This window comes from Bacillus cereus group sp. MYBK79-1, assembly GCF_051915365.1.
Taxonomy (GTDB): Bacteria; Bacillota; Bacilli; order Bacillales; family Bacillaceae_G; genus Bacillus_A.
This window is the reverse complement of record NZ_JBQAEO010000012.1, coordinates 112,402-130,029: the sequence shown is the minus strand read 5'-3', so window position 1 is coordinate 130,029 and position 17,628 is coordinate 112,402. Positions and strand designations below refer to the sequence as shown.

Sequence of the window (17,628 nt, the reverse complement as noted above, 5' to 3'; positions counted from 1 at the left end):
ATCATGTTGTACATTCACTATGACAAGAGAAAGGATCTTATTAAGGGTATGAAACTTGGTGCTCGCATTTTAAAAACGGGTATTGCCATCACATTAGCTTTATTTGCTTGTATTTTACTTCAATTACCGAGTCCGGTATTTGCGGGAATCTCAGCTATCTTCGCTGTTCAACCGTCTGTATACCGCTCTTATTTAACTGCACTTGAACAAATTCAAGCAAACGTCATTGGCGCGGTATTCGCTATCGTATTTGCTACTGCTTTTGGACATAATCCTTTTATTATTGGATTAACATGTATATTAGTAATCGCACTTACACTGCAATTACGATTAGAAAACACAATATCAATTGCTTTAGTAACAGTTATCGCCATTATGGAGTATCAGGGCGAAGATTTCTTTAGTTTTGCCTTACTTCGCTTTGCGACGATTATGATTGGAATTATTGCGGCTTCACTTGTAAATTTAGTGTTTATGCCGCCTAAATACGAAACAAAACTATATCATCGTATCGTTGATAACACAGAAGAAATTGTAAAATGGATTCGAATGAATAGTAGGCAAGCTTCTGATTTTACAACGCTAAAAACTGATATTGATCGTATGAAAGAAAAAATGATCAAATTAAACCATTACTATTTGCTGTATAAAGAAGAAAGAAGCTACACGAAAAAAGTAAAGTTCGCAAAAATTCGTAAGCTCGTTTTATTCAGACAAATGTTAGCGACGACAAGCCGTGCTTTAAGTACGTTAAAATCATTGCATCGTACTGAAAATGAACTGCGCTATATGCCAGAAGAATTTCAAGAATCTATCCAAAACGAACTTGATTCATTAACGCATTATCATGAACAAGTTTTATTAAAATTTATTGGTAAAGCAAAAAAACAACAATCCGTTGAAATGCTTGATGAAGTTGAAACAGGTAAACAAGAATTAATTGATATCTTTATGGATTATCAAAACAAAGACGATGAGGAAGCGTATAAAACATGGCTACACCTCTTCCCTCTTATTTCTGCCATCATTAACTATAGTGAAGAAGTAGAGCATTTAGATTTACTTGTGGATAGCTTCTACACATACCATAAACCAGAAGCAGAACTCCAAATCGAAGATAAAAAAGAAGACGAATAAAAAACAGCTCCTTTTACGCTAAAGGAGCTGTTTCTGTTATATGTTGAAGTTGATATAAGTTGTAATAAAATCCTCTTTTTTTCATTAATTCTTCATGAGAACCTGTTTCTTTAATTTCACCATCTTCAATGTAAATAATCGTATCCACATGCGTAATTGTTGCCAATCGATGCGCAATTATGATCGTCGTTCGATCAGCAGCTAACGTCTGAAGTGCCTGCTGAATATACCGTTCATTTTCTAAATCTAAAGCGGAAGTCGCCTCATCTAATATAAGTAACGATGGATTCTTTAGAAAAACTCTTGCAATCGCTACACGTTGCCTTTGCCCACCAGATAACTTCACACCGCGTTCCCCAACGACAGTGTCATAACCATCAGGTAACTCTATAATAAAATCATGAATTTGCGCAGCTTTGGCAGCTGCAACCACTTCTTCCTCTGTAGCTTTCGGATTTCCGTATAAAATATTCGCCCCAATTGTATCGCTAAATAACAAATTATCTTGCAGTACAATTCCAATATGACTACGTAAATTTCTCATATCATACTTTCTGACATCTATCCCATCTACATAAACTGCACCGGAAGAAACATCATAGAAACGAGGAATTAAACTAGCAAGAGATGACTTCCCTCCCCCACTCGCTCCTACAAGTGCTACCTTCTCTCCTGGCAACATAGTTAACGAAAGGTTATGTAATATCTCTTTTTCATCTGAATTGTAACGAAAAGATACATTATCAAATATCACTTCACCATTTAATTTTTTCGTTTGTACCGCACTTGGCACATTCACAATATCGTATTTCTCATCTAACAATTCAAACACTCGATCCATCGATGCGAAAGACTGTGTTAATGTTGTAGAGGAATTAACAAGACGGCGAAGCGGACTATACAAACTATCCATATATCCAACAAAAGCAACCATAGTCCCTAACGTTAACTGCCCCTGAATTACTTCGTACGCTGCAAAACCGATCACAAGTAACGGGCCTAAATCTGTTAACGTATTTACTGCCGAAAACGTCCTTGCAGTCCAACTCGTATGCGTTAACGCTTTCGTTAAAAATTCATTATTTCTTTTTTCAAACTGCTTACCCTCATACTCTTCTAATGCAAAGCTACGTGTCACTTGCATCCCTTGAATACGTTCATGTAAATACCCTTGCATCGTTGCTAACGCTTGTGAACGCTCTTTCGTCAATTTTCGAAGACGCCCGAAAAAATATTTCACTGCCACTACATAAATAGGTAAAATTAATAGCGCAACAAATGTCAATTTTACATTCATAGAAAACATAACAATAATAGCGATAGCAATTGTTGCCGTATCTAACCAAACATTCATCAAACCAGTAATTACAAAATCCTTCGTTTGTTCTACATCATGTATTACACGTGAAATAATTTCCCCTGTTTTTGTGTTCGAATAATAGCGTAAACTCAACTTTTGCAAATGACCAAAAATATGTTTTCTCAAATCATATAGTATTGTATTTGCGATACGCTGCGCGAAATATTGACGATAATATTCAATTGGCGGTCTTATTACTGCAAAAATAAAAAAGGCAATTCCAACGGCTGTTACTAATTGGGATGTTTTATCTTGAAGTGATCCTCCACCTTGAATTACATCATCGATAATATATTTTAATAACCACGGCATAATAAGCGGAATGCCGAATTTAACTAGACCAATCATAATCGTAATAGCAATAAGCCATCGATATGGTTTAACAAATTGCAAATATCTTTTTATACCTTGCACATAATCCCCCCTCTAATAGGACAAACCTGCCGGGAAATCCCCTGCAGGTTTGTTTTAATTTCTGTACATTAAATATCTTTCATACCACATATCTACAAAATCTGGCGCGAATGGCCCTTTTCTTTGATGAATCCATTGTGTTAATTGTGCTACATTTCGTTTTAAAATAGTATCAATAACAGGTGGATACTGCATAATTTGACTATGCTTTTCATACTCATCTTCATCTAAAAGCGTATATGTCATATCTGGATATACTTTAATATCTAAATCATAATCAATGTACTTCAATGCTTCAGAATCATATGCAAAAGGTGAGCCTAAATTACAATAATAATATACTCCCTCTTCCCTTAGCATCCCAATCACATTGAACCAATAGTTTGCATGAAAATAACAAATTGCTGGTTCACGAGTAATCCATGTTCGGCCATCTGATTCTGTCACTACTGTACGATCATTTGCTCCGATTACAAGACTCTGTGTCCCTTTTAAAATTGTTGTCTCTTCCCACATTCTATGAATGGAGCCATTATGTTTATAACTATGTATTTGTACTTTTTCTCCTTCTTTGGGAAATCCCATATATGCTCCCTTCTTTCAACTGCAAATGCCCTTTGAGCTGCATTCACTTTTTTTCTATTATAACTTTTTTGTCGAAATTTTAAAACTAAAGCGACAAGACTCTATTTTTCACACTGAATACTATATCCCTAATCTTCTTAGGAGACGGGGCCTTCGCTGAATGATTTACAAACGAGGAAATGGGAATAGAAAAAGCCCTTCCTTATTTCTATCTAAAGAAGGACCTTTCACCGGAAGGTAACAATATGCGTTACCCTAAATTCGAAATCATTTTTTCAGTTTCAAAAGATTGAATCACACTATTTGTTTGCTCTTCAAATTTCTCATGCAACAGTTTTAACGCTAATTCTGTTCTATATATTTCCTGGCGGATAAAATGTAATTCCTTTTTATCGCACGTATCCTTTTCGCTCATTTCAATTTGCTGATATTTCTCTAGATGAGCTTGTAACTTTAACAACTCATCCATCGTTTCCAATTGCTCTCCTACCAACTTATCAAAATCGTTCATTACTTACCCCCTTTTAGATTTATTCATCAGTTATTATTCCTAATTACATATTTCTAATCTTTAACTTCCTTCTCCTTTGACTACATTTGTTGACTTATTAGAAGTTATGTCGTTCGCTTTCTTTTCATTACAATGACCCGCACACAAAGAAAACACTTCTCTCGAATTGGAGAAGTGTTTTTCTTTCATTACTCGTTTGAACTAGAAGATTGTGATTGTTTTGCAGCTGATTGTGCATTTTGTTTTTTCACAGCATGCACGTCTGTTTCAGTTGCAAATTCTGTACCATAACTAGCGTTTGCACTTTGTGCACCAGAAGCTTGCGCTTTCTTTGCTTCTGATTGTGCGTTCGCTTGTTTTACTGCTTGTACATTTGTTTCAGTTGCAAACTCTGTACCATAACTAGCATTTGTACTTTGAATGCTAGCACCAGAAGTTGCCTTGTTATAACCTTGTTGTTTTTTACTCATCTTTCTCACCTCCACAACCAATAATGTAACCAATTCACTTAGAAACTATCCGTAATTTTCTTTTTAAAAATTTTCGCATATATCTCTCATCACTCATTAAAACTATAGAACATGGAGGTGGAAATATGTATATAGGACGCGACATGACTGAACTAACGATGGTTTCAAAAAATGAGTGGAAAGAAGATGAATTAGCTTATTTTCATCATTCATTACAACAGATTCTGCCTTATTTAAACGCAGAAGGTCAAAGTATTTACAAAGAAATTGTAATAGAAATTGAAACAAGAGGCGGCTTACAAGAAGGTGAGGCTAGTTGGACTCATGGGACAAAAATTTCTTACGATTAAAAAAGTGTTCCCAATCTAGGGAACACTTTTTTATTTATTGCATTGTAATTTTCTCAACGCATTTCTCATAAATCGTACGATGCGATTTCGAGAAAGGTAACTGCTCAAATACTTCTTTCGATACAAATTTCAATGTATCTGTTTCAACAATATCACCAGTTACTTTTCCGTAAAAGACGAATATATCCCAAGTGCGATGTGTAAACGTATGTTGCACATTCATTGCGTATTCTTCAATAGAAATCGAGAGCTCAAATTTTTCTTTCATATAATCTGTAAGCTGCTCTTTTTGATTCCGAATCCCTTCCCCAAGTTCAGTATTTGGAAACTCCCACATGTTAGCTAACAATCCGGTACTTGGACGTTTATTAATGACGTAACGACCATCCTCTGTTTGAAGTACCCCTGCAACAATTGGTACCATTGTAGGAGCCTTCGCTTTACTTTTTACTGGTAACTCCTTTTGAACACCTTCAGCATATCCCCTGCAATGCTCACGTACAGGACAAAGTAAGCATGCTGGATTTTTTGGAATACAAATTAGTGCACCTAATTCCATCAAACCTTGATTAAAATAAGATGGATTTTCAGCCGAAATAATTTCACGCACAATCTCTTCAAACACTTTCCTAGTTTTCGGTTTTGCAATATCATCCCATACTGATAAAATGCGAGATAATACACGCATAACATTTCCATCAACTGCTGGCTCTGGTATACCATATGCGATACTTAAAATAGCACCTTTTGTATAGGGTCCGACTCCTTTTAATTTTTCAATTTTTTTTACATCACTCGGTACTATCCCGCCGTATACTTCTTTCACTTCTTTTACGGCCGCATGTAAATTTCGTGCTCTAGAATAATACCCTAAACCTTCCCATGCTTTTAACACTTCTTCATCACCAGCATTTGCCAAAGCTTCTAGAGTAGGAAACTTCCCCATAAAATTCGCGTAATATGGTTTTACAGCTTCTACCCTCGTTTGCTGCAACATAATTTCTGAAACCCAGACGCGGTATGGATCTTTATTTTTACGCCACGGTAAGTCGCGTTGTTCTTTTTCAAACCAACCAATTAAATCATTTTGAAACTGCTCTATGTTAAAATTATTTAATATTTCAAGTGTCAAACTTGATCCCCCTCATTTTTTTGCATATAAGTACTATTATAAAGATTTTAGGAAAAAATTTAAGTAAGATGACATAGGAAATAGAAGGCAAAGGACTTGAGGTATCGAATAAAAAGAGTTACATTAATAAAAAACGGAGGTGTATTTCTATGGACACAGCCACTCACCTTGTTATGGGCGTTACTCTAGGCAGTTTGGCCACGTTAGATCCAGCCATAGCACAAAGTGATATTGGGCCACAAGCAGTTATGCTCGCTACAATTGCCGGTTCCAATATTCCTGACATCGATACAGTTTTAAAATTGCGTAATAACGCTAAATATATAAGAAATCATCGCGGGATTACTCATTCCATTCCTGCAGTGATTCTTTGGTCATTCCTTATAAGTGGCATCTCTTTCGCCTTCTTTTCAGACGCTCCATATTTGCATCTACTACTTTGGTCATTTATTGCCGTCTTTCTTCATGTCTTTGTAGATATTTTCAATGCCTACGGTACACAGGCATTACGGCCCTTCACAAAAAAATGGGTAGCACTCGGCATCATTAATACATTTGATACCGTCATTTTCTTTATCCACCTACTCGCGATTGCTTGTATGCTCGTAGGTTCCCATAAAGGGTATACTGCCTTAGCAGCGTATATATTGATGATTGTTTACTATATCGGACGGATTATGATGCATAGAAACATACGTAGTGTCGTATATAAACGTTTCAATCATGTGGAGAAGATAATCATTTCCCCTTCTTACAGATTTTATCATTATCATTTAGCAATCGTTACAACTGATTATTACTACGTCGCTAGATGGCATCGTGGTAATATCATGATATATGATAAGTTCGACCGTATACCGTTCCCAAATAATGCTATTATGCGCGCAGCTAAACAAGATGAAAACATCTCAGCATTTCTATCTTTCTCCCCTGTATATCGCTGGGACATTTTCGATTATGATCATTATTACGAAGTTCGCTTCATTGATTTGCGCTATCGCAGTAAAGATTATTATCCATTCGTTGCAATCGTTCAACTCGACCACAATTTAAATATTATTAATTCCTATACAGGATGGATTTTTAGTGAAGAAAAACTTCGAAAAAAGCTGGAATTACTTCCACATTAAAAAAAGCGACTTAAGTCGCTTTTTTTAATGTTTCAAATGGTCTTCTTGATTGATCAAATGGCTATATTTCGGATTATTTGTACGCATTTCATGAAGGCGACCTCCATGATTATTAATCCATGTTCGTACCACTTGTTCAGTCATTTCATCACCTTGATAACGACCTGATTTAGCATAAGTTGTTTGAAAGTCTTCCCACAATAATTCAACCCACGCACGAGCTTGTGCGTAAGAAAGTTTGTCATTTTTGTCTAATAATTCTTTTGTTAATGTTTCGTGAATATCATTCATGTTCTATTCTCCTTTTACCTATTTATTCCCTTAATTTCTAAAGGATAGTTTCTTCTATTTTGCACATTCTATAAGTGATACTTCTTAAAGAGGTATCAACTGATGATGAGGAGGGCGTTCGCAATGGGTAAACAAGCCGAATTTTGGTCTGAGTCAAAAAACAACAGCAAAATCGATGGTCAGCCGAAAGCGAAATCACGCTTTGCTTCGAAACGACCTAACGGCACAATTAACACGCACCCACAAGAACGTATGCGTGCTGCAAATCAGCAGGAAGAATAGTACAGGTACAACCTAAAAAATTAACTTCCTACACGAGGTGATAAAGATGAGCTACCGTGATCGCTTAGATAGTCGTTCTGAATTATTTAACCATACGTGGACTCGTCCGAAACATGCAAAAGCGCAAGTTAACGGACAGACGCAACAAACCCAGTCTCTCATTATATTGGCGAATGAATGTAAAAAACGCCAATTTTAGAATCTCCTATCTCCTGTAACGCCTACCAAAGATGAAAACCAGAGAGATATTCGCTCTCTGGTTTTTATTTTTCTTGCAATAAGGAAATCGGTATTCCAATCTCTTCATTATCATTTTGCTTATGTCCCCAAGCAAATACCCCATTGAAATACGTAATTTCAAATAATATACCAGGTTCTTCTACCAATTCATATGTCTCACCAATATGGAATTTGTTTATGTCAGTCATATAAGCGCGAGCCATTGCCATCTTTCGCATTAATACATCGAACTCATTTACAATTCCAAGTTGCTCAGCTTTTATTGCTTGCTCTTTCAAAGTCCCAATTTCTTCCCTTAGCTCATATGGTGTCATTTCACTGTAGCGCTTTGGCATATTCATCTTATTCCCCTCATCCCTCTTCGCGTTTCATCTGCAAAAATATCTCTATCTCATCCATAGAGAACCCTTTGCGATATAACGCTTGTTTCATCTTATTTTCGAATGTCCATCCATCATACTTCTTATATTTCTCATAATATTTATTCCCATGATAGTGTAACGCTTCTTGTTGCTTTTCGTCATCTTTTTCGTCTTTCAATTCTTCCAAACAAATTTGAATCACATCTCTAGAATATCCTTTACGAATAAGCATTTCGTCTAACTTTAGCTTCATTTGTAAAAAGGAATGCTTTTGATAAGACCTTTTCTTCTTTTCTATAAGAAGTAAAGCATTCTCAATTTGCTTTTCCTTCGGATATTCTTCTAAACTATGCGTAATAATTAGATCCTGTACACCTTTATTTAACAACTCTCTTTTAATAACAGTGGGACCCTTTCGATTCACATTACTTTGCGTTCTCGTATATAAAACAGCGTACTCTTTATCATTAATATACCGGTCATGTAATAATTTCGAAACGACTTCAGAGATGATGGCCTGTCCCACTTCTTTTTTTCGTAAAAAATCTTCTATTTCTTGTTTCGTTCTCATTTGATAGGATAAATAGGAGATCGCTTGTAAATATGCTTTTTGTACCTCTTCATTGTACAAAATATTTCCTAACGCTATTTCATCAATTTCTAAGCCCTTTTGTAATCCATGTTTTATTAAGATTACTTCATTCACACTAAATCCGTACTCTTCACCTTGACCTTTATCAATATAAATATTAAATCGTTCTTTCGATCGTTTTTGCACTTCTATTTTTGTAATGACAGCCATACTCTCACCTCTCTATTATTTTAACATAGTCAAAGAACGTTTTTGCTTTTCAAGAATATATATAATGAGGAGGAAATAATTTTGAGAATCGCAATTTCTGGTGGTACCGGCTTTATCGGTAAATACCTTTCTACTTTTTTTATTCAAAAAGGATATAATGTTTACATTCTTACTCGAAACAAAACTATTGAAACTTCCCACCCTAACCTTCAATACGTACAATGGACACCAGATTTACAAACATTCCCCCTCTCCTCTATTGATGTAGTTATTAATCTAGCTGGAGAGTCTATTAATAGTAGATGGACAAAGAAACAAAAAGCCTCCATTTTAAACAGTAGAATTCAAACAACAAAAGGACTCATTAAACAATTGCAAACACTCCATGCAAAACCAAACACATTTATTAACGCAAGTGCTATTGGATACTATGGAACGTCTGAAACCGAGTCTTTTACAGAACAGCATGAGATTCCTGGAAATGACTTTTTAGCAAATACAGTATATTCATGGGAACAAGAAGCATCTAAAGCACGTTCTCTCGGAATACGAACAATCTACGCAAGATTTGGAGTCGTATTAGGTGCAGATGGAGGGGCTCTTCCAAAAATGCTACTCCCCTATCAATTCTATATCGGAGGTACAATTGGCTCTGGAAACCAATGGTTATCATGGATTCATATAGACGATGTCGTTCGCCTGATTGATTTCATCATACACAAAAAAGAAATTGATGGACCGCTTAACATTACAGCTCCCCTCCCTATAAGAATGAAAGAATTTGGAGAAACCATTGCAACTATAATGAAAAAACCTCATTGGTTACCTGTCCCTTCATTTATGCTTCACACTTTACTTGGTGAGATGAGCATACTTGTACTAGAAGGGCAACACGTATTACCTAGTAAAGCAATTGAGCATGGGTATGAATACACATTTTCGGCAATAGACCATGCATTACAAAATATACTTTCGCATACAATGTAGTACTTCTAAAACACAGTTTTACAGGGGCCCTTTCAAAACTTTTATTTTCTAGAATCCGGAGCATTATTACACAAATAATCTTTCAGTTACTTTCCCTTAAATTCCATTAACATTATAAAGTAACAGAAATGAGGTACCTATGAAAATATTGCTCAAGCAAGCCATTGTCTATCCTATTACATCCCCAAAATTTCAAGGGGATGTACTCGTTATAGGGGAACGAATTGCCGAGGTCAAGCCTACCATTCAACCTACTCAAGATATGACAGTTATAGACGCGCGTGCTCTTCATCTCTTACCCGGATTTATTGATGTCCATACTCATCTTGGTCTCTATGATGAAGGTACTGGTTGGGCTGGCAATGATGCAAATGAAACATCTGAAGTTTCAACACCACATATCCGTTCTTTGGACGGAATCCACCCTTTTGATATTGCATTTCAAGATGCTGTACAAAATGGCATCACAACTGTTCACGTTATGCCAGGAAGTCAAAACATTATCGGTGGTACGACTTGTGTAATAAAAACAGCTGGAACTTGCATTGATCATATGATTATTCAAGAGCCTGCTGGCTTAAAAATTGCCTTTGGAGAAAATCCTAAAAAAGTCCATAGTAATGGAACAAAAGAATCCATAACACGTATGGGAATTATGGGATTACTTCGGGAATCCTTCTATGAGGCACAGCACTACGGACATGAAGCTGATTTTCGAATGCTTCCTATCTTAAAAGCATTACGCCGCGAAATACCCGTACGTATCCACGCTCACCGAGCAGATGATATTAGTTCTGCTCTACGCTTTGCAACAGAATTCAATCTCGATTTACGTATTGAACATTGTACAGAAGGACACTTTATTGTTGAAGAACTTTCGAAACACAATTTGAAGGTTTCAATTGGCCCCACTCTTACACGCCGTTCTAAAATCGAACTAAAAAACAAAACATGGGATACTTACCATATATTATCGAAAAATGGAGTAGAAGTTTCTATAACAACCGATCACCCTTATACACCAATTCAATATTTAAATGTTTGTGCTTCTGTCGCAGTAAGAGAAGGATTAGACGAAAAAACGGCACTAGAAGGAATCACTATATTTCCAGCACGAAATTTACGTTTAGAGGATAGAATTGGAAGCATTGAGGTTGGAAAAGACGCTGATCTCGTGTTATGGACTCATCATCCTTTCCATTATTTAGCCAAGCCTGTACTAACCATGATTGACGGAAAAATAATTTACAAAAAAAATAAAAAAAACTAGTTTATTTTTTTGACTAGATAAAGTATTATACGATTATAAACTGAATGAAACCATAATCAATTTGTGTCGTGATTATCATTTTCAAATTGATGAATGGGGAAGGCAAATGGTGCGCCACCAGCGTTAGAAACTGGTTCTAGTGGGTTCGATTCCCACCCCGAAATTTTTTAAAGATTGATATAAAAATTTCGAGGGTGGGGTGTTTTTTCGTCATGCTACCCTCGTGTGAGGAGGAGTTAGTATGTTAAAAAAACGCGACTTACACGACAGCCACGTTCTATACGAGTTAATGGTGGATCCAGCTGTCTTCCCTTTTGTGCGTCAAAAGGCTTATTCATATGAGGAATATTTATTTTTAACAAAGCAAACGATTGAAGCTGAGGAGCGTGGGGAATTAATTTCACGCACAATTTTAGATGAGTGGGGTAACCCTATCGGAACAATTACTTTATTTGATGTGCAAGAAAAAGCCGGATTCCTTGGAACATGGCTTGGCAAACCTTATCATGGAAAAGGCTATAATAAATTGGCAAAAGATTCATTTTTTAGTGAACTTTTCTATGAATTATATATTGAAACGATCTTTATGCGTATTCGCAAAATAAATATTCGCTCTATTAAAGCTGCAGAAAAATTACAATACGTAAATCTAGCAAACGAAACAAGAAAAGCCGTTTATGATGAGATTAACGCAAATGAAGAAGTCTATAACTTATATGAAATCCCAAAAGATCAATATACACTTGCTACAATGCGAGATACAACGTTCCAAGATGCTCATCAATTAAAAGAAGCGTAATCTAAATTTTTAGAAAAAATAATTAATCATTGACATTTTGCATATACGTATATCACCCCATGTCTTTGGAAACGATAGATAGTGACTTTAGAACACGAGGTGATTTGTAATGGATAAAAAGAAACGTGACAAAGCAAAAAACACATTATCTAGTACACAAGAAGTTCTCTACCAACGAGAATTTCGCAAAGCAGATCGCGCAGCGGGTTATCGCTCGAAAAGTATTTAAAGTGAGAATGAATAATTAGAAGTTTTCCCCCCTAATTATTCATTCTCATTACATATTTTTTCTACGTGATAGAATAAAGTGAAACTTTAATCAGTGGGGGTTTTCTTCATCCCCCACTGATTATTAGTTGAACCAATCGGACTTTAATGGGCAGTTGATCCCCCACCTAAATTCTTTGCTTTCGCTGAATTTTGAGGTGGGGGTCTTACTGCCCATTAAAGTGGGATAGACAAAAAGGTTCCTTATAAAAAAGGAACCTTTTTTTTGTGGATAATGTTATCCACAAAATTTATAGAATTGTGAATAAATTAAACGAATCCTTCACAAGTTTATATGTTGTAACGCATATTAAATATTAGAATTGTGGATATTTTTCTAAAAATTGTGGATAATGTGGATATAGTTGTTAATATTTCGACTTTACTGTTTAATGCAAGCGCAATCTTCATGTGGATAAGTTATTACTTTATCTTATAAAACAATAAAGAACCCTCTTTAAACATATAAAAGAGGGTTTCATATTAAGTAAATAATTGTGCAAGAGCAGGTGATTTAATAGGTATATGATTCGGTTCTACATGATTTTCTGCCAAAATTGTATCCACAATATGACCAGCTGGCTCCGGACGATAAATGCTTTTCATCGCTTCTTTCATTTGAAGAAGCTTCATATCATCTTGTAATAACGCCTCTGTTTTTGCAAAAACCTCACTATCATCACGAATGACAACTGCAGCTCCTTTTCTTTCAAAGTACATCGCATTTTCATTTTCTTGTCCTGGAACAGGTTTATATAAAATGACAGGTACTTGCAATGCTGCCGCTTCACTTAACGTAATACCGCCTGGCTTCGTAATCATACAAGAAGTAACACGGAATAATTCATCAATATTTTCAACATAACCAAATACTTTTAATGCATCAGGATTTTTTTCCTGTACCCCTAATAACTCCTGTTTTAACACTTCATTTTTCCCACAAACGACAACTACTTGTAAATCCGGTACTGACATAAATGATTGGCATAGTTCTTTTACACTTCCTAATACCCCATGAGCACCTGCTACAATTAGTAAAATCTTTTTATTCTTACATAACTGATATTTATTATATATAATGTCTGGATTTATCTTCAGCTCAAAACTACTACGAATCGGAATTCCAGTTTCAACAATTTGCTCCGCGGGCACACCAATATCAATCATAATTTTTTTCACGTGATCAGTTGCTACAAAATAACGATCTACTTCCCGATGAATCCATATTTTGTGCACACAAAAATCCGTCAATACGTTATACACAGGAATTGAAATACCTGTTTGCTTTTTTAACTCTGGTACAGCTATGATCGGAAAAGTATTAATAACAATATCCGGTTTCTCCGCTTGTAAAAGTAATTTCAAACGTTTTCTTCCAAAGTTCGCATACCAAGATGCTATTTTTTTATCATAAATTTTTTCTACGCCATAATAAAACAAGCGGTATAATTCTTTTCCTATTGTATAACTTTTTAAATATAAATATTTTGTAATATCGGTTATAACTGGATGTGATTCTCCGAACAAATCGCATACAATTACATCTTTAATTCCTTTTTGGCGAAATGTTTGTTCTAATGTTTTCGCTACTTGCACATGACCATTACCGTAATGTGCAGTTAATATTAAAACCTTGGGGTTTTTTATCAAACAAATCCACTCCTAGCTTATTGTTTCTCCATATTGCATATACGACAATAGGAAAAACATTTTCCTTAAAAATTACATAAACAGATTCTAATACTTCTCTTTCAGCTATGTACCTGTCGTGGATATGCAAAGCATATAAGATTGACCCCTTAATCCTATCTGTGCTCATATCTTTACATTATACTTTCCTATAAGAGCTTTCGCAATAACTTACAAATGTTCTCTATTCCATGATACTCACTCTTTTACTTCTTAATTCTTTTTACTATTTTGATTTCCCTTTACAATTATGTAAATTTCTCCACTTATTCCTTACAAAAATATGGATATTCTATTTTCAGTATACTCTTTTCAATATATATACTCTAGGTTTTATTGTAAAGAAAGCAAAAAGCCTAACCCAATATTTGGATTAGACTGCTTGTAAAATATGTCTTGCTTGTTCTACATTTTTTTCAGTAGGTGGTTCTACATTCGCAAGTGGATACTTATGTCCAAGTGCCTCCCATTTATATACACCAAGCTTATGGTATGGTAGCACTTCAACTTTCTGAACATTAGACAGACTTTGAATAAAGCTAGATAATTTTTGTAGATCATCTTCATTATCCGTAACACCAGGAACTAATACGTGTCGTACCCAAATCGGTTTATTTTTATCCGATAAATAACGAGCAAATTGTAAAATATGTTCATTTGGTTTCCCTGTTAATTTACGGTGTTTCTTTGAATCAATATGTTTCAAATCCAATAAAACTAAATCTGTGTAATCCATTAAAATATCTAGCTTATTTTGGAATTCTGGTTCTTCAGAATAACAACCACCCGAAGAGTCAATTGTTGTATGGATTCCAACTTCCTTACATTTCTTAAATAATTCAATTAAGAAATCTAGCTGCAATAATGGCTCACCACCACTAACTGTTATACCGCCTCCAGAAGCTTCAATAAAAGGAAGGTAACATGTCACATCCTGCATTACTTCTTCAACTGTTATTTCTTTTCCTTTACCGATCTCCCACGTATCAGCATTATGACAATATTGACAACGTAATAAACACCCTTGTGTAAATATGACATAACGAATTCCTGGGCCATCAACAGTACCACAAGACTCTACAGAATGAATTCTTCCTTTTACCATGTTACTTCCTCCTTTATTGAAACAGCCTCCCTCTGCCATTTATAAAATACAGAGGGACACTTTTTTCACTTACATGCTTTCATGCATTGTACGGTTAATTACATCAATTTGCTGTTCACGAGTTAGTTTAATAAAGTTTACAGCGTAACCAGATACGCGAATTGTTAATTGTGGATATTTCTCAGGATGTTCCATCGCATCCATTAATGTTTCACGATTAAATACGTTAATATTTAAGTGATGGCCTTCTTTTACTGCATAACCATCAAGCATTGATACTAAGTTACGTACTTGTACATCATCTTCTTTACCAAGTGCTTTTGGAATAATAGAGAACGTATTAGAAATACCATCTTGTGCATCTTCATATGGTAATTTAGCTACAGATAATAATGAAGCTAATGCACCTTTTGTATCACGGCCATGCATTGGGTTCGCACCTGGTGCAAATGGTTCTCCAGTACGGCGACCATCTGGAGTGTTACCAGTTTTCTTACCGTATACAACGTTAGATGTGATTGTTAAGATAGACATTGTATGAACAGAATTTCTGTATGTTTTATGTTTACGAAGTTTATTCATAAATGTTTTTACAAGATTTACAGCGATTTCATCTACACGGTCATCATTGTTACCGTATTTAGGGAAATCTCCTTCGATTTCAAAGTCAACTGCAATACCGTTTTCATCACGAATTGGTTTTACTTTTGCGTGTTTAATTGCACTTAAAGAGTCTGCTACTACAGATAGACCCGCGATACCTGTTGCCATTGTACGAAGAACATTTGTATCATGAAGTGCCATTTCAATACGTTCGTAGCTATATTTATCATGCATGTAATGAATAACATTTAATGTGTTTAAATATAGACCTGCTAACCATTCCATTGTCATATCAAACTTACGCATAACTTCCTCATACTCTAATACTTCAGAAGTAATCGGTGCATACTCAGGACCAACTTGCGCTTTAGATTTTTCATCTTTACCACCGTTAATCGCATATAGTAATGCTTTTGCTAAGTTTGCACGTGCGCCGAAGAACTGCATTTGTTTACCAATTCTCATTGCAGATACACAACAAGCAATTCCGTAGTCATCGCCGTAGTCAGCACGCATAATGTCATCATTTTCATATTGAATTGCTGATGTTTTAATAGACATTTTCGCACAGTAGTTTTTAAAGTTCTGTGGTAATTGTTTAGACCAAAGAACTGTTAAGTTTGGTTCTGGAGCTGGTCCTAAATTATCTAATGTATGCAAGAAACGGAATGAGTTCTTCGTTACTAATGGACGACCATCTAATGCCATACCACCGATAGACTCAGTTACCCAAGTTGGGTCACCAGAGAATAATTCATTATAATCAGGTGTTCTTGCAAATTTCACAAGACGTAATTTCATAATGAAGTGATCCACAATTTCTTGTACTTCTTCTTCTGTTAAAGTACCGTTTGCTAAATCTCTTTCAATATAAATATCTAAGAATGTAGAAGTACGTCCAAGACTCATCGCAGCTCCGTTTTGCTCTTTAATTGCTGCAAGATATGCGAAGTATAACCATTGGAATGCTTCTTGTGTGTTTGTTGCTGGCTTAGAAATATCAAAGCCATGAGAAGCAGCCATTTGTTTTAACTCTTGAAGTGCACGCATTTGCTCAGATAACTCTTCGCGTAAACGCATTGTATCTTCGCTCATTACACCGCCAGTTAAATTCAAATCAGCTTTTTTCACTTCAATTAAATGATCAATACCATATAATGCTACGCGTCGATAGTCACCGATAATACGTCCACGCCCGTATGCATCTGGAAGACCAGTAATTACACCTGATTTACGAGCCGCTTTCATTTCTGGTGTATATGCATCAAATACACCTTGATTATGAGTTTTTCTCCAATCTCTAAAAATACGACTAAGTTCTTTATCCATTTCGTATCCATAAGATTCACAAGCCTGTTCCGCCATACGAATACCACCATATGGTTGTAAAGAACGTTTAAATGGTTTTTCAGTTTGGAAACCGACTACTTTTTCAATATCTTTATTTAAATATCCTGGTTCATGTGATGTAATAGAAGAAACAATTTTTGTATCCATATCAAGAACGCCACCGTTTTCACGTTCTTTCGTTGTTAAATCCATTACTTGATCCCAAAGTTGTTTCGTTGCTTCAGTTGCTCCCGCTAAGAAAGATTCATCCCCTTCGAAAACGTTTACATTATTTAAAATGAAATCGCGAACATCAATCTCTGCTTTCCATTTTTCACCTTTAAAGTTTTCCCATGCGTTTTTAACATTTTCTAATACTTGAGTCATCCTAATCTCCTCCATTTTTGATTAGTACAGGACTAAGATTTTTTATATAACAGCTTACACACTTAGAATACTACTTTTTTGCTAAAGTGAACGAAATAGTTGTGACATGTTTGTGAAACGTTGAGC

The 17,628-nt window shown here is 35.4% G+C and carries 20 protein-coding genes; 9 read left to right on the top strand and 11 right to left on the bottom strand.

The genetic code is table 11. From position 1 onward, the window contains the following. The first annotated feature begins 48 nt into the window (after positions 1-48). The gene (locus tag ACTFOB_RS19040) at positions 49-1,137 is read left to right on the top strand and encodes an aromatic acid exporter family protein (RefSeq protein ID WP_151631828.1); all 1,089 of its coding nucleotides are present in this window, start codon (positions 49-51) and stop codon (positions 1,135-1,137) included. A 13-nt stretch (positions 1,138-1,150) separates the two neighbouring features. On the opposite strand, the gene ACTFOB_RS19035 is transcribed toward ACTFOB_RS19040, so the two are convergent. The 4 genes from ACTFOB_RS19035 to ACTFOB_RS19020 all read right to left on the bottom strand — a co-directional run bounded on the left by ACTFOB_RS19035 (position 1,151) and on the right by ACTFOB_RS19020 (position 4,477). Continuing rightward, complete coding sequence (locus tag ACTFOB_RS19035) at positions 1,151-2,911, bottom strand: ABC transporter ATP-binding protein (protein WP_440029432.1); 1,761 nt, start codon at positions 2,909-2,911, stop codon at positions 1,151-1,153. A 54-nt stretch (positions 2,912-2,965) separates the two neighbouring features. Continuing rightward, positions 2,966-3,496: a nucleoside tri-diphosphate phosphatase gene (gene ntdP, locus ACTFOB_RS19030; RefSeq protein WP_000506626.1), complete on the bottom strand. Its 531-nt coding sequence runs from the start codon at positions 3,494-3,496 to the stop codon at positions 2,966-2,968. 250 nt (positions 3,497-3,746) lie between these two features. Then, entirely contained in the window at positions 3,747-4,007 is a 261-nt protein-coding gene (locus ACTFOB_RS19025; protein ID WP_000997582.1) for a YgaB family protein, read from the bottom strand. Between the two features lie 188 nt (positions 4,008-4,195). Continuing rightward, a complete protein-coding gene (locus ACTFOB_RS19020; RefSeq protein ID WP_000039038.1) occupies positions 4,196-4,477 on the bottom strand; it encodes a gamma-type small acid-soluble spore protein in 282 nt (93 codons plus the stop codon). Between the two features lie 125 nt (positions 4,478-4,602). Here ACTFOB_RS19020 and ACTFOB_RS19015 point away from each other — a divergent pair, with 125 nt between their 5' ends. Beyond that, a complete protein-coding gene (locus ACTFOB_RS19015; protein ID WP_151631832.1) occupies positions 4,603-4,827 on the top strand; it encodes a hypothetical protein in 225 nt (74 codons plus the stop codon). Positions 4,828-4,861: 34 nt separating this feature from the next. Here the strand turns inward: ACTFOB_RS19015 and mutY are convergent, their stop codons facing one another. Continuing rightward, the gene (gene mutY, locus ACTFOB_RS19010) at positions 4,862-5,959 is read right to left on the bottom strand and encodes an A/G-specific adenine glycosylase (protein ID WP_440029435.1); all 1,098 of its coding nucleotides are present in this window, start codon (positions 5,957-5,959) and stop codon (positions 4,862-4,864) included. A 149-nt stretch (positions 5,960-6,108) separates the two neighbouring features. Between mutY and ACTFOB_RS19005 the strand changes: the two genes are divergently transcribed. After that, positions 6,109-7,089: a metal-dependent hydrolase gene (locus tag ACTFOB_RS19005; protein ID WP_151631836.1), complete on the top strand. Its 981-nt coding sequence runs from the start codon at positions 6,109-6,111 to the stop codon at positions 7,087-7,089. 24 nt (positions 7,090-7,113) lie between these two features. On the opposite strand, the gene ACTFOB_RS19000 is transcribed toward ACTFOB_RS19005, so the two are convergent. Further along, positions 7,114-7,380: a YfhJ family protein gene (locus tag ACTFOB_RS19000; protein WP_000997857.1), complete on the bottom strand. Its 267-nt coding sequence runs from the start codon at positions 7,378-7,380 to the stop codon at positions 7,114-7,116. A gap of 123 nt (positions 7,381-7,503) precedes the next feature. On the opposite strand from ACTFOB_RS19000, the gene ACTFOB_RS18995 reads away from it, so the two are divergent. Beyond that, positions 7,504-7,662, top strand: coding sequence for a small, acid-soluble spore protein K (locus ACTFOB_RS18995; protein WP_000517891.1), 159 nt, complete (start codon positions 7,504-7,506; stop codon positions 7,660-7,662). 46 nt (positions 7,663-7,708) lie between these two features. Continuing rightward, positions 7,709-7,861: a YpzG family protein gene (locus ACTFOB_RS18990; protein WP_000122093.1), complete on the top strand. Its 153-nt coding sequence runs from the start codon at positions 7,709-7,711 to the stop codon at positions 7,859-7,861. Positions 7,862-7,925: 64 nt separating this feature from the next. On the opposite strand, the gene ACTFOB_RS18985 is transcribed toward ACTFOB_RS18990, so the two are convergent. Both ACTFOB_RS18985 and recX read right to left on the bottom strand, forming a co-directional pair. Further along, complete coding sequence (locus ACTFOB_RS18985; RefSeq protein ID WP_120341220.1) at positions 7,926-8,243, bottom strand: YfhH family protein; 318 nt, start codon at positions 8,241-8,243, stop codon at positions 7,926-7,928. A 10-nt stretch (positions 8,244-8,253) separates the two neighbouring features. After that, complete coding sequence (recX, locus tag ACTFOB_RS18980; RefSeq protein WP_151631840.1) at positions 8,254-9,066, bottom strand: recombination regulator RecX; 813 nt, start codon at positions 9,064-9,066, stop codon at positions 8,254-8,256. A gap of 81 nt (positions 9,067-9,147) precedes the next feature. Here recX and ACTFOB_RS18975 point away from each other — a divergent pair, with 81 nt between their 5' ends. From ACTFOB_RS18975 to ACTFOB_RS18960, 4 genes are all read left to right on the top strand, one after another. Further along, the gene (locus ACTFOB_RS18975; RefSeq protein ID WP_440029438.1) at positions 9,148-10,053 is read left to right on the top strand and encodes a TIGR01777 family oxidoreductase; all 906 of its coding nucleotides are present in this window, start codon (positions 9,148-9,150) and stop codon (positions 10,051-10,053) included. A gap of 139 nt (positions 10,054-10,192) precedes the next feature. Beyond that, complete coding sequence (locus tag ACTFOB_RS18970) at positions 10,193-11,323, top strand: amidohydrolase (protein WP_151631843.1); 1,131 nt, start codon at positions 10,193-10,195, stop codon at positions 11,321-11,323. Between the two features lie 241 nt (positions 11,324-11,564). Continuing rightward, a complete protein-coding gene (locus ACTFOB_RS18965; RefSeq protein WP_151631845.1) occupies positions 11,565-12,122 on the top strand; it encodes a GNAT family N-acetyltransferase in 558 nt (185 codons plus the stop codon). Positions 12,123-12,231: 109 nt separating this feature from the next. Then, complete coding sequence (locus tag ACTFOB_RS18960) at positions 12,232-12,351, top strand: YfhE family protein (RefSeq protein ID WP_000358484.1); 120 nt, start codon at positions 12,232-12,234, stop codon at positions 12,349-12,351. A gap of 521 nt (positions 12,352-12,872) precedes the next feature. Here the strand turns inward: ACTFOB_RS18960 and ACTFOB_RS18955 are convergent. The 3 genes from ACTFOB_RS18955 to pflB all read right to left on the bottom strand — a co-directional run bounded on the left by ACTFOB_RS18955 (position 12,873) and on the right by pflB (position 17,502). Beyond that, a complete protein-coding gene (locus ACTFOB_RS18955) occupies positions 12,873-14,039 on the bottom strand; it encodes a diglucosyl diacylglycerol synthase (protein WP_440029441.1) in 1,167 nt (388 codons plus the stop codon). A gap of 412 nt (positions 14,040-14,451) precedes the next feature. Continuing rightward, positions 14,452-15,183, bottom strand: a complete 732-nt coding sequence (gene pflA, locus ACTFOB_RS18950; RefSeq protein WP_440029443.1) for a pyruvate formate-lyase-activating protein — start codon at positions 15,181-15,183, stop codon at positions 14,452-14,454. 69 nt (positions 15,184-15,252) lie between these two features. Continuing rightward, positions 15,253-17,502 carry a formate C-acetyltransferase gene (gene pflB, locus ACTFOB_RS18945; protein ID WP_440029444.1) on the bottom strand — a complete coding sequence of 750 codons (2,250 nt, stop codon included), beginning with the start codon at positions 17,500-17,502 and terminating at the stop codon, positions 15,253-15,255. Positions 17,503-17,628 lie beyond the last annotated feature (126 nt).

Excerpts from the sequence above, each read along its gene's own strand:
- ACTFOB_RS19040 (WP_151631828.1), top strand. The coding sequence starts at position 49 with ATGAAACTTGGTGCTCGCATTTTAAAAACGGGTATTGCCATCACATTA.
- recX (WP_151631840.1), bottom strand. The coding sequence starts at position 9,066 with ATGGCTGTCATTACAAAAATAGAAGTGCAAAAACGATCGAAAGAACGA.
- ACTFOB_RS18990 (WP_000122093.1), top strand. The coding sequence starts at position 7,709 with ATGAGCTACCGTGATCGCTTAGATAGTCGTTCTGAATTATTTAACCAT.
- ACTFOB_RS19020 (WP_000039038.1), bottom strand. The coding sequence starts at position 4,477 with ATGAGTAAAAAACAACAAGGTTATAACAAGGCAACTTCTGGTGCTAGC.
- ACTFOB_RS19005 (WP_151631836.1), top strand. The coding sequence starts at position 6,109 with ATGGACACAGCCACTCACCTTGTTATGGGCGTTACTCTAGGCAGTTTG.
- ACTFOB_RS18970 (WP_151631843.1), top strand. The coding sequence starts at position 10,193 with ATGAAAATATTGCTCAAGCAAGCCATTGTCTATCCTATTACATCCCCA.
- ACTFOB_RS18960 (WP_000358484.1), top strand. The coding sequence starts at position 12,232 with ATGGATAAAAAGAAACGTGACAAAGCAAAAAACACATTATCTAGTACA.
- ACTFOB_RS18995 (WP_000517891.1), top strand. The coding sequence starts at position 7,504 with ATGGGTAAACAAGCCGAATTTTGGTCTGAGTCAAAAAACAACAGCAAA.
- pflB (WP_440029444.1), bottom strand. The coding sequence starts at position 17,502 with ATGACTCAAGTATTAGAAAATGTTAAAAACGCATGGGAAAACTTTAAA.
- ACTFOB_RS18985 (WP_120341220.1), bottom strand. The coding sequence starts at position 8,243 with ATGAATATGCCAAAGCGCTACAGTGAAATGACACCATATGAGCTAAGG.
- ACTFOB_RS18965 (WP_151631845.1), top strand. The coding sequence starts at position 11,565 with ATGTTAAAAAAACGCGACTTACACGACAGCCACGTTCTATACGAGTTA.
- ACTFOB_RS19025 (WP_000997582.1), bottom strand. The coding sequence starts at position 4,007 with ATGAACGATTTTGATAAGTTGGTAGGAGAGCAATTGGAAACGATGGAT.
- ntdP (WP_000506626.1), bottom strand. The coding sequence starts at position 3,496 with ATGGGATTTCCCAAAGAAGGAGAAAAAGTACAAATACATAGTTATAAA.
- ACTFOB_RS19000 (WP_000997857.1), bottom strand. The coding sequence starts at position 7,380 with ATGAATGATATTCACGAAACATTAACAAAAGAATTATTAGACAAAAAT.
- ACTFOB_RS19015 (WP_151631832.1), top strand. The coding sequence starts at position 4,603 with ATGTATATAGGACGCGACATGACTGAACTAACGATGGTTTCAAAAAAT.
- pflA (WP_440029443.1), bottom strand. The coding sequence starts at position 15,183 with ATGGTAAAAGGAAGAATTCATTCTGTAGAGTCTTGTGGTACTGTTGAT.